This window comes from Rummeliibacillus sp. TYF005 (assembly GCF_003844195.1).
Taxonomy (GTDB): Bacteria; Bacillota; Bacilli; order Bacillales_A; family Planococcaceae; genus Rummeliibacillus.
Genome location: NZ_ML122600.1, coordinates 1 through 13,786, shown reverse-complemented (window position 1 = coordinate 13,786; position 13,786 = coordinate 1). Strand labels below are relative to the sequence as shown.

Annotated in this window: 20 protein-coding genes; 17 read left to right on the top strand and 3 right to left on the bottom strand. The window is 31.9% G+C overall.

Annotated features, from left to right (window positions below):
• Positions 1-37: 37 nt before the first annotated feature.
• The 12 genes from CW357_RS18390 (at position 38) to CW357_RS16945 (ending at position 7,873) form a co-directional block, all read left to right on the top strand.
• Positions 38-199 (top strand): hypothetical protein, encoded by a 162-nt coding sequence (locus CW357_RS18390; RefSeq protein ID WP_164489637.1) that lies wholly within the window; start codon positions 38-40, stop codon positions 197-199.
• 148 nt (positions 200-347) lie between these two features.
• Entirely contained in the window at positions 348-605 is a 258-nt protein-coding gene (locus CW357_RS16995; protein WP_241155167.1) for a histidine kinase, read from the top strand.
• A gap of 305 nt (positions 606-910) precedes the next feature.
• On the top strand, positions 911-1,747 hold the full coding sequence (locus CW357_RS16990) for a hypothetical protein (protein WP_124218666.1): 837 nt from the start codon (positions 911-913) through the stop codon (positions 1,745-1,747).
• 215 nt (positions 1,748-1,962) lie between these two features.
• Positions 1,963-2,271, top strand: coding sequence for a YfzA family protein (locus CW357_RS16985; RefSeq protein ID WP_124218665.1), 309 nt, complete (start codon positions 1,963-1,965; stop codon positions 2,269-2,271).
• A gap of 184 nt (positions 2,272-2,455) precedes the next feature.
• Entirely contained in the window at positions 2,456-2,938 is a 483-nt protein-coding gene (locus CW357_RS16980) for an RNA polymerase sigma factor (RefSeq protein WP_124218664.1), read from the top strand.
• A gap of 4 nt (positions 2,939-2,942) precedes the next feature.
• Complete coding sequence (locus CW357_RS16975) at positions 2,943-3,590, top strand: zf-HC2 domain-containing protein (RefSeq protein WP_164489636.1); 648 nt, start codon at positions 2,943-2,945, stop codon at positions 3,588-3,590.
• Between the two features lie 209 nt (positions 3,591-3,799).
• Complete coding sequence (locus CW357_RS16970) at positions 3,800-4,486, top strand: hypothetical protein (protein ID WP_124218662.1); 687 nt, start codon at positions 3,800-3,802, stop codon at positions 4,484-4,486.
• 212 nt (positions 4,487-4,698) lie between these two features.
• On the top strand, positions 4,699-5,700 hold the full coding sequence (locus tag CW357_RS16965; protein ID WP_124218661.1) for a serine hydrolase domain-containing protein: 1,002 nt from the start codon (positions 4,699-4,701) through the stop codon (positions 5,698-5,700).
• 471 nt (positions 5,701-6,171) lie between these two features.
• Positions 6,172-6,648 carry a CarD family transcriptional regulator gene (locus CW357_RS16960; protein ID WP_124218660.1) on the top strand — a complete coding sequence of 159 codons (477 nt, stop codon included), beginning with the start codon at positions 6,172-6,174 and terminating at the stop codon, positions 6,646-6,648.
• A gap of 408 nt (positions 6,649-7,056) precedes the next feature.
• Positions 7,057-7,269, top strand: coding sequence for a hypothetical protein (locus tag CW357_RS16955; protein ID WP_124218659.1), 213 nt, complete (start codon positions 7,057-7,059; stop codon positions 7,267-7,269).
• A 47-nt stretch (positions 7,270-7,316) separates the two neighbouring features.
• Positions 7,317-7,508: a helix-turn-helix transcriptional regulator gene (locus CW357_RS16950; RefSeq protein ID WP_124218658.1), complete on the top strand. Its 192-nt coding sequence runs from the start codon at positions 7,317-7,319 to the stop codon at positions 7,506-7,508.
• 32 nt (positions 7,509-7,540) lie between these two features.
• Positions 7,541-7,873, top strand: a complete 333-nt coding sequence (locus CW357_RS16945; protein ID WP_124218657.1) for a hypothetical protein — start codon at positions 7,541-7,543, stop codon at positions 7,871-7,873.
• Positions 7,874-8,228: 355 nt separating this feature from the next.
• Here CW357_RS16945 and CW357_RS16940 read toward each other — a convergent pair whose 3' ends face one another.
• On the bottom strand, positions 8,229-8,459 hold the full coding sequence (locus tag CW357_RS16940) for a hypothetical protein (protein ID WP_124218656.1): 231 nt from the start codon (positions 8,457-8,459) through the stop codon (positions 8,229-8,231).
• Between the two features lie 370 nt (positions 8,460-8,829).
• Here CW357_RS16940 and CW357_RS16935 point away from each other — a divergent pair, with 370 nt between their 5' ends.
• The 4 genes from CW357_RS16935 (at position 8,830) to CW357_RS16920 (ending at position 11,503) form a co-directional block, all read left to right on the top strand.
• A complete protein-coding gene (locus CW357_RS16935) occupies positions 8,830-9,228 on the top strand; it encodes a MarR family winged helix-turn-helix transcriptional regulator (RefSeq protein ID WP_124218655.1) in 399 nt (132 codons plus the stop codon).
• Positions 9,229-9,570, top strand: a complete 342-nt coding sequence (locus CW357_RS16930; protein ID WP_124218654.1) for a DUF3147 family protein — start codon at positions 9,229-9,231, stop codon at positions 9,568-9,570.
• A gap of 271 nt (positions 9,571-9,841) precedes the next feature.
• Positions 9,842-10,408, top strand: coding sequence for an AAA family ATPase (locus CW357_RS16925; protein WP_124218668.1), 567 nt, complete (start codon positions 9,842-9,844; stop codon positions 10,406-10,408).
• A gap of 306 nt (positions 10,409-10,714) precedes the next feature.
• Complete coding sequence (locus CW357_RS16920; protein WP_119416951.1) at positions 10,715-11,503, top strand: lipid II flippase Amj family protein; 789 nt, start codon at positions 10,715-10,717, stop codon at positions 11,501-11,503.
• Positions 11,504-11,958: 455 nt separating this feature from the next.
• On the opposite strand, the gene CW357_RS16915 is transcribed toward CW357_RS16920, so the two are convergent.
• Entirely contained in the window at positions 11,959-12,105 is a 147-nt protein-coding gene (locus tag CW357_RS16915) for a YrzI family small protein (protein WP_124218653.1), read from the bottom strand.
• Positions 12,106-12,843: 738 nt separating this feature from the next.
• On the opposite strand from CW357_RS16915, the gene CW357_RS16910 reads away from it, so the two are divergent.
• A complete protein-coding gene (locus CW357_RS16910; protein ID WP_124218652.1) occupies positions 12,844-13,161 on the top strand; it encodes a hypothetical protein in 318 nt (105 codons plus the stop codon).
• A 265-nt stretch (positions 13,162-13,426) separates the two neighbouring features.
• Here CW357_RS16910 and CW357_RS16905 read toward each other — a convergent pair.
• The coding region (locus tag CW357_RS16905) for an integrase core domain-containing protein (RefSeq protein WP_164489635.1) at positions 13,427-13,786 on the bottom strand (360 nt) is incomplete at its 5' end.

Genomic DNA, 13,786 nt, shown 5'->3' with positions numbered 1-13,786 from the left:
GAGCTCTTACTACTAATATACGAGGAGAATACAAATGATGGATAACCAATATTTTGTAGGTTGGGGAACACTGGCGTTGATAAATGCTGCACTTGCACAAGGGAAGAATAGGACGGGGTTAAACTGGTTTTTGCTATCTCTTGTAGCAGGTCCACTGGCAACATTATTTTTGTTATTTGTTGAAAAAAGAGAACAGTAATTCTTGAATTGATAATAATTCATTTTTATTAACATAACTTTAGTGAATCAAGCATTTTCAAAATGTGCCAAAACACCGATTTGGGGATGTTTATAAGAAACCAAAAGGCAGTTAAAGTGAGGTTGAGGTAATGAGAAGATATTTAAGTTTGATTTCATTGATCTTGTTGGTTATGTTTATTGTTTTAGGTTTTATTTTTCCTCAAGTTTTAAACCCCTTACCTGATTCATGGGATATAGTGTTAGTAATCATATTATTATTTGGTTCATTTTTTGCGGCATTATTTAGCAAGAAAGGACTATTAAAAGTAATCACTTTAGTTGTTTCATCAATCGGTATTTTAGGATTAGTAGTCATTATTATATACAGTATTGCTATGATGATATTTGGTAGCTTTGGGTCATAATTTTCCATTAAATCCAATCGGGCGCGATTCTGTAATAAGGATCACGTTCGTTTTCGTTAAAGGGCCAGACTTGAATAACATCTTTTGCGAAATGTTTCCAAACAAATAAGATAAACCAGCTATATCGAATACATTAAATAAGTAGCTGTTGCGTAGGCACTATGATAACAGAGAATTCCTAAATACCTTAATGAGTTGCCCGAACGAAAAATAGACAAATTAGAATTTGTGAAGTTTAATAAATAATAGAAAAACACAAGCCTTTTGGGATTACTTTCAAATAAGGTTTTAATTAGAGGAGAAACATGAAAAAAATCAAAAAATATTTCGGTGAAATTAATATGACCTGGCCGAGAGTTATTCTTTTGGCTCTTATTACAGCGGTATATACTGCTCTTATCAATCAGGTGTCGTTTTTAAAAGATACCTCATTTCAAGATATCTCTATTTATGTTGACTGGTGGATTCTTTTTGCTGTATTCATTATTGTGAACTGCGAAAAGTGGTGGGAAGCAGCACTTAAATGCTTCGTATTCTTCCTTGTTAGTCAGCCCCTAATCTATTTAATTGAAGTCCCGTTTTATGCGCAAGGGTGGGAGATTTTTCGCTATTATGATTACTGGTTTAAAATCACGCTTCTGACCTTGCCAGGTGCTGTGATAGCGTTCCAACTAAAAAAGAAAAACTGGCTTAGCGTTCTAGTTTTATCGATGGCAACAGGTTATCTGGCTTACGCTAGCATCAATTATTTCAGAGCGACAATGGCAAATTTTCCAAATCATTTGCTCAGCTCTATATTTGCTCTTGGTCTGGCTATTTTCTTTGTTTTTGTTTTACTGGATAAGAAAAAACATCGCATCGTGGCTCTCTCGGTCATAGCTGCAGTTCTTATTGTTTTTGCCCAGTTCACTGGACCAGACAAGACGGAGGAAATATATCTTGAGGAGGGAAGTTGGACTTACTCGATGGAGGATGAGTCCGTTGTCGTGATGGAGATTACAGACGGGAACCATGTCACGCTGACTGCCAAGCATGACGGCAATACTTTCATCCGCTTTAAAAATACTGACGGTACTGAAATAAACTATTATGTTACGGTAAGCGGCGGCAGCATTTGGATTAATCTGCTTGAAAAAAGCTAACTACTCCACCTTCAACACCCACCACATTATGCCTAGGGAATAAGAATTATAAAATGCCCCCAAATACCGCTTTGGGGGCATTTTTTATTGAACTAACGACGGATTAATTCAATAAAATAATAGATCAGATATTTTGAGTAAAAGGAAAATTATGTTTAATACTGAAACTTGTACCTTGATTTTGATAGTATCTAATAGAGAGGGGGGACTATTACTTGGCTAATAAACAAAATCCTATTCCATTTTTGAAGAGACCATGGGTATCTTCTATTGGTGTATTTTTATTGTCACAAATATTTTTTATTATTTGTGAAGCAACAGGATGGATACCTAATTATAGAGATATTGGCGGAACGATATTTGGAAGAATTACTGAATCCTCAATTTTCAGAGAGTGGTTTACTTTTTATGAAACACCAAATTTCAATTTACTTACAGTCTTTTTTGGTATCGCATTTTTGGTACCTGGAATTATAGGTGCGGTAAAAAACGTTTTTTCACCTAAAGTCTCTAAAAGAGTTTAGAATTCCTCATAACCGAGACAGAGTCGAAGAGTCCTTATTCTTCAGCAATAGATAGAGGCATTTATTTGAATAAGTGAGTATCTGCATCTTTTATAAAGATGCATTTTTTATTAGAAATGTTGTAACGAAATCAAACATTTTGTGATACATAGGTGTATGGTCAGACGGAAGATGGAGGGTGGCAGTGAATAAGGACAATATATATCAAGATTATGGGGATTTTATTTTTAAATACTTGCTAACTTTGACAAATAACCTTGATTTAGCTGAGGAGCTAACTCAAGAAACATTTTATCAAGCGACTAAATCCATTAATAACTTTCACGATAATGGTAAAGCCAAGTTTACCACGTGGCTTTGTGCAATTGCTAAAAACGTTTGGCTACAAGAATTAAACCATAAAAATAAAAACCAACAATTGAAGGAATCACTACAAAGTGAAAACATAACATTTTACGATTTGGAAGATGAGTATATAAAAAACGAAGATAAAGTTATGTTTTTTAAAAAGGCTCATCAACTCAGTGAGGAGAAACGAGAAATACTTTATTTAAGATTGTTGGGTGACTTATCGTTTAAAGAAATTGGTTTAGTTTTTGAAAGATCGGAAAACTGGGCAAGAGTAACTTTTTATAGGGCAAAACTTGAACTCAGAAAGGGTGAGTAAGGTTATGAAACATAATGTATTTAAGGATTTGGCTCCAGCTTATATTGATAAATTAACAAGTGAAGAAACAAACGAACAGATAGAAAGTCATATGGATCAATGTGAAGAATGCCGAAATTATTTAAACAAAATGAAGGAAGATTTATTTTCAGAAAATGAAAATGAAAGAAGAAAGGATAATAGAAACATTGATTATTTCAGAAAGGTACGCTCTAAAAACAGAAAAAAGATAACAGTTATCGTATCATCACTACTAGCAATGTTTCTTCTTCTGATAATTGCTTATTACTTTGTGTTCGTAAATATGTGGCAAGCAAATTCCGATAATGTTGAAACAAACATTCAGTATCAAGGAACGATGGCTACACTCTTATTCAAAGCGAAAAAGGACAATCATTATATAATTTTAACAGATGCAAAAACGGATGAGGGATATACAGATACTATATTTGTATATGAAAAAAGAAACGATTACTCTTCCCCAGCGAAACTCTTAAAAGATGGGAGTGGCATTACTTTCACATTTGAAGATGAAAATACATTATTACTGTACAATGGGAAGAAAAAGAAACTAACCGATGAGGATAAGATATCTATACAATATAAAGATAAAACCGATGTAATACCAATAAAGGATTTATATAAAGACTGATCAATTAAAACAAAGTTTGATCATTTATAATAAAGTTTGATTAAAAATCCTGTATCAAAGCAGGATTTTTCTTATTCAACAATCGGGCCAGATTGTGGAATAAGAATTAATTGGTGCGGACGGGGTCTTACTATAAAATAAAGGTAAAAAATTTAGAAAATAACAATATCACCGATATAAAATGTAAACAATAAAGGTGGTTTGAAAAAATGATAGGACAAGTTGGACGAACACAGCCTAGTTTATTAAGTAGTGTGCAACAAAAAGAAAATCAACCAGCACAAGTATTAGAAGTTGTGAATAATACAGAGTCGATTGATGAAGATCAAGTAACATATGATAAATATGGAAATGCTACAAAGTATGGGATTTATGCAAGTACTTCAGTTTATGTAAATGAATTTTCAAAAGAAGATTTAACTCGTTGGAAACAAATTAGTCAAAATCAAGGCCCATTAAAAATTATTTTTGATGATATAGCATGTAAAGGTATGAGTTCAGGAACTTCTATGACCTTTTTTGATTTTTGTTATTTAGCGGAAAAGGGAGAAATGGTAAATCCACAAAATGCCCTAAGTTCAACTGAAGCGCAACAACAAATTCAATCGAAAAATTGGCTAACCTTTTTCAAAAAAACAACGGTTAATGGTAAAGGAATCGATGTTCAAGATGCGATGCAGCATTTAGATATTTTACAACGTTGTTATGAAATTGGATTACTTAACAATAAAGGTGGGCTAATGAGTTCAGATGAATTACTTGCAACCATTAACAAACAGAAATATGATGAGCAGCGTGCATTTTTAGAAAAACAATATGTGAAGGATTTAGAAAAAAAAGAGCTTGAAGTAAATCGTTTAGAGAAAGCAAAACAAGCCTATAACGATTCGATTTAAGGCAAAATTCTCATACTTTCGATTAAAAAACGTTCTTATTCCATTAAAGGGCGCAATTCTTGAAAAGGAATTGTGCTTTTTCCGTAATAGGGCCATTTTTTTGAATGACACTCAATACTTAAACTAGTTTAGTGGAAGAAGGATTTAGATTAATTAATACAGAAAATAAAAATAAAGATAATTGGTAAATGTCAGAAATAAGGTGAGCGATATTGAAGAGACTTGAAAAATTAATTACTTGGGTTGAAGATATCAAAGAAAAAAATATGAGTAGTGCCTCATCATTATATATTCTAAAGGATAACAGAGTCATACTAGATTATTATAATGGTTATCATTCTAATTCTGATAAGGCAGCTCCAATCATGTCTTCCTCTCAATTTAACATAGCTTCTGCAAGAAAAAGCTATCTTGGATTAGTGATTGCTTATGCTCTCTATGAAGGTAAAATCAAAAGCCTTGATGACTATGCAGTTGATTATTTTGATGGAATAGATGAAAAATTGCTTGGAAAAACAACAATAAGACATTTAGTAACTCATTCACACGGTTTACACGAAAGAAAAGATGGCACTATTTTTAGAGAGTTTGAACCAGGTCGAAGCTGGGCATATAGAGGAATAAATGTATTAATGATGACCCAGTTGGTTAATAGACTTTTTAATAAGAGTTTTCCAGAACTTTTAAATGAAAGAGTCTTTTTACCTTTGGGTATGAATGAAACAGCTTGGCAAACTAAATATAATGGTACTTTAGTAAAAGAAATTATTGATCCGAATGTCGAGGGTACTTATAAATTGGGGCGTTTTAATGATGGCACTGAATCAAACCTTCATACGACTGCAAGAGAGTTTGCACAATGGGGAAATCTTCATTTAAACAAAGGATTAATGAATGGGAAACAAATTGTTCCGAAAGATGTGATTGAAATTGCGACCCAAATTCAAAGCCCTATTTATAAAAATAACAAATTCCCTCGAAATGGATTATTTTGGTATGTACAAGGTACTCCTGCTGTTTACAGTGAACTTGGGGAACGGGTTCCAAAAGGTTCTTATCAAATTCTAGGAATAACAGGACCAACTCTTCTAGTGATTCCTGAATACAATGTTGTTGTAGCTAAAATGTATAACAAACGATACAACTATGGTGGAGATAATTACCTTTACTATTTAAGAGAATTTAGTAATTTAGTGGCTGATACTTTTCGATAGTAATTTAAACGGGTGCTTCAGTAGGAAAACGATCTTCAACAATCTGGGCGCGTTTATTTAGGAACGCGCTTTTTTCATTAAAGGGACATTTAATAGAGAAACAGCTTTAAAGCAAACTGGATCACTATGTTAAAGTTTAGAAGAGATTGTGAAATTTTGTACTTAAAAAAACGGGCAGATTACTAATTTAAATAATTGGTATTGAACTACTGACATATAAACACATATATTTTCGGGAGGATTTAATAAAATGGATATAAAAAGTGAAGACCCAAGAGATAATTTGAAAAACATTCTTGAGGTTTCAAAATATACGCGGGTAAACTAACCTTCCCTCGGACACGATTCCTATTGTTTTTGCTTTTTCAAAATTTAAAAGGAAAATGTGTTGACAATTAAATTTCATTTGTGATATTATTAAAAATTTGTTAAAAAACCATATCCATGTTAAGGTTAAGAAGGTTACCATATATGGAGGTGGATTATTTGTTTCAAATTGGCGAAAACATTATTTATCCAATGCACGGAGCAGGTATAATTAAAGCCGTAGAAGAAAAGGAATTCTTAGGGAAAATACAACAGTATTATGTCATAAAAATGTCAATCAGTAAGACGCAATTCATGATTCCTACGGATAAAATATTGAGTTCAAGTATCCGCCGTGTTACCGACATAATTGAATTAAAAAGCATCCTATACATTTTTCAGCATGGAGAATCAGATAGATTACTGCCATGGAGACAAAGGTATAAAGTGAACACGGACAAAGTAAAGACGGGTAAAATACAAGAATGTGCTGAAGTTGTACGTGATTTAATGCGTATGAAGAAAGAAAAAGCACTAAATACAAGCGAAAAAGAAATGTTAGCTCACGCACATAAATTTTTGATTAATGAACTGGGATTAATTAAAGGGATTACTGAAAAACAAATAAAAAGTTTCTGTTAAGGTTAATTTAAGACTTCCACAAACTGGCGCTTTCCTAGAATAAAAGGATTGGCCCTTTTTGCATTTTAGGGCCATATTATTGAATAATACTCAGCAGTCATTTTTGATATGTATGGAAAAATTAAATTTAAAAATGTTTCCAATTATAATAGCTATCGGTTACTTAAAGAATAAAGCCTTTGAAAATGTAAAAAGAATTTGACATTTTCAAAGGCTTTAATTATATTATAAATGTAAAAAGTTCTTTACATTCTAGTTTGAAGGTAAAGGGGAACATTTATTAAAGAATTAAATAAGAATTTTTCAATAATAAAATTGATGAAAAATGTAATGTTCCCTACTTAGTTTTAGCTTTTAGGCTCTTAAAGAAAAGTTGGTGATTTATAATTTTTGAGGAGGACAATTAAAATGAAGTTAAAAAAAGCTGATGAAATGGAAAAGTATCAAAGTGACCAATCTGCAAAAAATGGATTTATATTTTATACCGTAGCTTTATTAATTTGGTCTATGTATGATTTCTTTATAAAAGGTAACTCAGGTTGGCAATTTACAATATTGTTGTTAGGTAATGTCGTTTATTTTTGGTCCAGAGCAGTTTATAACCGTAGTATGAATAAGTAAATTTTAATAAAAAAACGGTTTTAATTTAAAGTTAAGGTGGTTTTGTATTGAAGAATAATATCAGGGAGATTAGAAAATCAATAAAAATTTCCCAAGAAGAACTTGCTAAAAGATGTGGTGTGTCAAGACAAACTATAAATGCTATCGAAAACGATAAGTATGATCCAACATTGCAGTTGGCATTTAAACTATCAAGAAATCTTAATACACCATTAGAAAGTTTATTTTATTTTAGCTAACTTAAAAATCAAAGATAAAAGGGGATTTTAGATTGAAAATATTTTTGCTTATCATATTGTTCGGGGTATTTAGCATTCTTGTGAGGAACATTTCAGGTGAAGGTGGAGGTTTAACAAAAGGTGATGAGCGTCAAAAGCAAATATTTAGAAGCTCTGCAATTGTTAGTTGGCAAACTTTGATCTTTTATGCCTTGTTACGGCTTTTATCTATAATGCCTTTATTCAATCAATTATTTGTAAATGAAAAATCATCTATACTTTTATCCAATCTATTTTTTAAGAGTGGTGGAGATATTTTAGTAGTTGGCATATTAGGATACATTATTGGATTTTTAGGTAGTTATTTAAAACTTTCAAAAATCTGATCTGATAAATTTATATACGCTTATTCAACTAAAGGGCGCTTTTCCGTAATAAAAGGGAAGGTCCATTTTGCATTTTAGGTCCATAGTTGAATAACACTGCAACGATAAATGCAGCTATTTCAACTGATTATGCTATCTGTATAAAAATTTGTATAAACAAAGTTACTCTAAAAAAGAGACAAACGCTGTTACAACAACGTTTGTCTCTTTTTTTGCGCTCCAAAACTTTGTTTGGGAACGTTTATTCAATTTATAATGTATATAGTATTTTTCATTCAAAATAGATATTACAGTAATACTTCAAGCAATTAATATAAAATCACTTGTTTTTTACAACTACATTTAAATCCAATAGTTATCCGAAGTAATTCTGAAAACACCTACCCACAAGAAACATACTCACTATCCCCCAAGCAACGGCACTCCATATCCACAGAATTACTGATTTAGCTTTTGATGAATTCCCCTCGTCTTCCGGATTTGTTTTTATAAAAACAACCAAACTTTCCATACCTTTTTTCATAGAAATGAGAACGACAAATCCAATTATTATGAAACCAATAGTTATCCAAAGTAATAGGTCCACTTTTGCCCTCCTTTTATAATTTAATTTTACAGCAATTTATTATAGTAATTAGATTCGACAAAGATAAAAAGAAACCTTGTGAAAATAATACATAATACGTATTAGAATGCTGAAAATTAACATTCCCAAAATGACCTTTGGGAGTATTGCTGATCATAACCTTGTAATGGCATTCTTTCTTCAACAATCTGGGTTCGTTTATTTAGGAACGCGCCTTTTGCATTACAGGGCCATTTAATTGAATAAGGGACCAGTTATGGTATTTAGCTTTATTTAGTAATATTGGTTATTGGGGAAGGATTATTTGTTGTGAAAATATCGTTAGTTACGATATAATCGTTACAAACGATTAAAAAGGGGGGTGCTTATAGTGATTCAAGATATAAACAAATACTTTACTGACATTTATTTTAATTTACATCCCACACAAGAAGAAGTAATTTCACACCAAAGTGTCCGCATCTTACAAATGGTTCAGAAACAGCAATATGTCTTGATTCGTGACATTGCTGAGCAATTATCAATTTCACACAATACAGCATCGGAACACGTGAAAAAATTAGTAAGTAATGGGTGGTTATATAAAGAGAGGTCGGATGAAGATCAACGTAAAGTATATTTACATTTAACAGACGAAGGTTCAGTAAAATTGAAGAAGAATACGGAACTAGATGAAAATAAGCTCCAAGTTGCACTTAGCAGATTATCGACTAATGAAAGAAAGAAGATAGTTGAAGCATTTCGGCTTTTAAGTGAGGTATCAAAATAAATGTATTTGCTAATAAAAATTATAAGTTCGGCAGCCATTATTGGTATCATTACGGAATTGGCAAGACGGTATCCTGTATATGGAGGCATTATAGCTGCCCTACCGTTAATTAGTTTATTAAGTATTATTTGGTTAACAATTCAGGGAGAAACTACCCAAAACATCAATAAATTTACACTCGGCGTTCTAGCAGGATTTCCAGCAACGATGTTCATGTTATTTTTGATTTATTTTGCATTGAAACATTCTGTTCATTTAGTACTAGCAATTTTACTAGGAGTAATTGGTTGGGCAATTTTTTTAATAGCTCAAAAATATATAATGGCAGCATTTGTTTCATAAAAACGTTAATACTAGTTATTCAACAATCTGGGCGCTTTTCCGTAGTAAGGAAAGCATCTCTTTACTCATTTAAAGGCCATATTATTGAATAAGACTTCCAAACAAAGCTGGATACTCATATTACAATCGATATGAGATTTACATATTATTGGATCAGTTAGAAGTGGTAATACAACTTTAGTAAAAGAAATATCTTCAAGATTAGATATACGGATAATTGAAGGAGTACACAATGAAGAATAGTTTGCAATTTATACAAGGTGGTGAAATCGTGAAAAGATTAATGATTATGACAGTTGGCAAAACACATAGTGGTAAAACGACATTTGCTAGGTTATTAGAGCAAAGTTTAGAAAATTCTTTTGTAATGGATCAGGATAACCAAGCAGAATTTATAAATACTTATTATCAAAAATTGCAACCGAATGAAGGACCGAATATTTTTAAAAATTCATTATCACGATTTATTGTTGAATATGCTATAGAAAATACTAAATTACATCTCATTATCTGTAACTCGAATCGAAACCGTATAAGTAGATTGAAACTATTTGATGAGTTATTTACTCAAGAACAATTTATTCGTATTCTTGTTAACTTTGATATTCCAGATGAAGTTCTTCTAAACAGAGTCAAACAAAGTCAACGAAGTACAAATATATTTAGAGGCTCTTATTCTAGTTTCGAAGAAGTACTTATTCGACAGCAACATGAATCTTCAAACGAAGATGTCATAGAGCCAACAATCGATGAAGCAGAGTATTTATTTGTGATAAAAGATAATAAAGATGTTGAATCTGTTATTCAAAAGATTGTTTATATCGCTAAATGCTTATAAAATTTGAGCTTTATTAAACGATGGGGCAACACATTATGTGAATACATACATTTGAAACGCTTTTCGGGGATTTAGGAGTGAAGACTACCTACGACTTTATAGCTGAATAAGAAGAACGTTTTTCTATATAAATAGGGCATTACTTAAAAAATTGAGTTTTCTTTAGGTAGGGGCGCAACCTTTAATGGAATTCAGAAAATTCGAAACAAATTGCGTTCTAAGATCGTTTATAAGTAAAGAGGGTTTTTCTAACAAATAAAAATGAAGTAGGTAATGTCTTTGGGATTTTTCACAACACAATTAGTAATGATTGCATTATTTATCTTAATCATTCATTCAATCGAACCATTAGCGTATTCAGTTCGTTTATCAGGGGCAAGAGTAAAACTTTTGGCATCAGCTCTTTCTCTATTCAATGTCATGGTAATGGTATCAAGGCTGGCAAATATGATGCAACAACCTTTTACCGGAAGTTTAATAGATAATGCACCAGAAGAAAATACTTTAGCATTTGTTGAGAGTCAGTTTCGAATTCTAATTGGTGCTGCAACATTAGGTACAATAATCGGTTTACTTTTGTTACCAACATTTATTGCTATTTTTTCAAGAGCTATCATTCATTTGGCAGAAGAACGAGGCTCGGTACCAGCGTTATTGAAAAAAGGATTTACAATTCCTTATTTAAGAAGAGCAAAAAAGCATATTCATCTACCTAGATATGCTTATTTAAGAGGTATGAGTTGGCGAGATATACCTATAAAATTATTTTGCATTAATATACTGATTACAGCAATTTATACAATAGGAGTTTTCTCTGCACTATATGCAGCTTTAATTGTACCTGAACGAGCGACAACGGTCGTTATGGCGTCAGGGTTAATCAATGGAGTAGCTACAATATTACTTATTGTCTTTATTGATCCTAAAATTTCAATTTTAGCAGATGATGTTATAAATCAAAAAGGAAAATATATCACCTTAAAAAGTGCATCCATTATGATGGTAACATCAAGGCTACTAGGAACACTTTTTGCACAAGTGTTATTCATTCCAGGTGCAAAATATATTGCATGGTTCACGAAATTTATCCTGTAGTTATTAAACAACGACAACTAGAGGGGATTCTAAATAAACTTGAAAATTCGCGGAGGTATTTGGAGTCTATACAGTTTTTAACTGGATATTTTAATTGATGTTGATTTTAAAGTTTCTCCAATACCAGCCCGTGATTTTCGATATTTCACTATATCTTTTGAAGTAAAAGAGAAAAATCAAGAACTATTCTTAAATAGATGGTATCGTTTTTAAGAAGAATAAAACAGATAGTAGAAAAAACTTTAAATATATTCTATTAGACACAATAAAAGACCTCTAAATAAAATTTAGAGATCTTTCAACAATAGGGAGCAGTTCTGCAGTTTTCATTGTCACTTTATACTCCTTCATCAGTTGCTAGGTTGTGTCATTCTCCATCCATAAAACAGCCTGACGTCTTTTGATCATATAAATCATATCAATTCCCACCTTTCATGTTTTTGGTTGAACAAAAATTAATATTGACGAATACGAATATGATTTTCTACTTTTCTTCGGTTCTCGTCAAAGATTTTTTTCACATTTTCATTATGAAGTGCTTTCTCAAGAGAGTTCTCACGTTTTGAAATAGTTATCGTAAGAGCAAAAATATTTAAAGTCATTTATTATCACCTCCTTAAATTACCCTGAAAAATGAAAAAACCGTAGAGAGACCCCCTACGGTGAAAAAAGACACAAAAATACCGCAGGGGCACACTTCTCCCTACGGTATGGGTATTCTTAATTACAAAAAACTTAAGCGAACCATTCCGATCTGGTCGAAGATGTGGTTTTTATTTTTATTGAAGTTGTAACTACTAATGACATTAATTTAGCAATAACGTTCATATCATTCGACCTCCTTAAGAATTTTTTGTTTACCATGTAAGTATATACATATTTAAGTTGTTTGTAAACACTTTTTACAAGGTTTTACTTATTACGTTAATGACTAGAAAAACTTTTTGCTGTTTTACATAGTTAGTAACCTGATTTATTTGGAGGATATAATAGAAGACATATAAGACTTAAAGCCTAAAAAAATGGTTTTAAGAAGGGATTTCAGAATTGTTTTAGAATATTTAAATTTAAGGGCAGGAAAACCTAATTGAAAACTGAATCCTAATATGCTTGGAAATTTTTATGTTTAAAGTAAAAGGGGGAAATTGAAAACCAATCTTCAACGAACAATCGCAATTGTTGAATAAAGCAGTTTGAAAATGGTGAAAGTTTATTTCAAAGAAACGATTACTGAAAAAGGGACATACATATGGACAGTATTAGTTGAACTTTTAAGACGCTATAGATCCTGTGCTAATTGCTTAAAAGAATAAAAAAATTTATGTGAAAAGGTGATAAATATGAAAATAAATTTAGGGATTTTTATATCTTCAAATGAACAAAAGGAAAATAATGTCGGCAATTTATTGATGAAAACATTTGAATCTACTATTCGCCCAGTAAAAGGGGACATTCTAGACGATCCAGGATTCCATGCAGATTATCATAATGGATACGAAGTAGTTAAAGTTACAATCAATTACGCTTTGAACGAATGCTTTGTTTCACTACAACCGCTTGTGTTAGAAAGTGAGAAAATGAAGACAGAAACTTATATAGAAAGACTTGAAGAGTACGGTTGGCGTATTGTCTCAAAAGAGGAATTAATGAATATTTGAGAATTATAGAATATAGGAGCAGGTATGTTAACAGTTGTTAATACAAATGGATTGGAGATTTAATAAACTGGATCTACGTCAAGTTTTTGGACACACAAAAGTTTATTTTTTGTTCTGCGCAACCTCCATTTTTGAGTGTTCCACATCCCAAGTAGCCCGTCAAAGTGAAAAGAGCCTTTGACCGCCTACTTGGGATGTGAAGTGAATAATTCATGGAAGTTGCGCCCAAAAAATATGGGGGAGGGTTAATCGCCTGCCTTCGTTCTTACGCTGAAAGCCGGCATATCTTTTCGTATTCATCTGGAGTGTGGTAACCAATTCCACTATGAATTCGTTTGCGATTATACCAACCTTCGATATATTGAAATAATGCGATTCTCGCATTTTCAAAGGTTGAATATCGTTTTCTATAAACCTCTTCTTTTTTGAGTGTTGCGTGAAAAGATTCGATACACGCATTGTCATACGGACATCCTTTACGACTGTATGAAGGAATCATTTCGTATTTTTTTAACTGTTCTTGAAAGGCTTCACTTGTATATTGTGTACCTAAATCGGTGTGTACAATTACTCCAGGTCCAGGATTTTGCGCTTGTATAGCGTTTTCCATTGCTTCTAATACGAT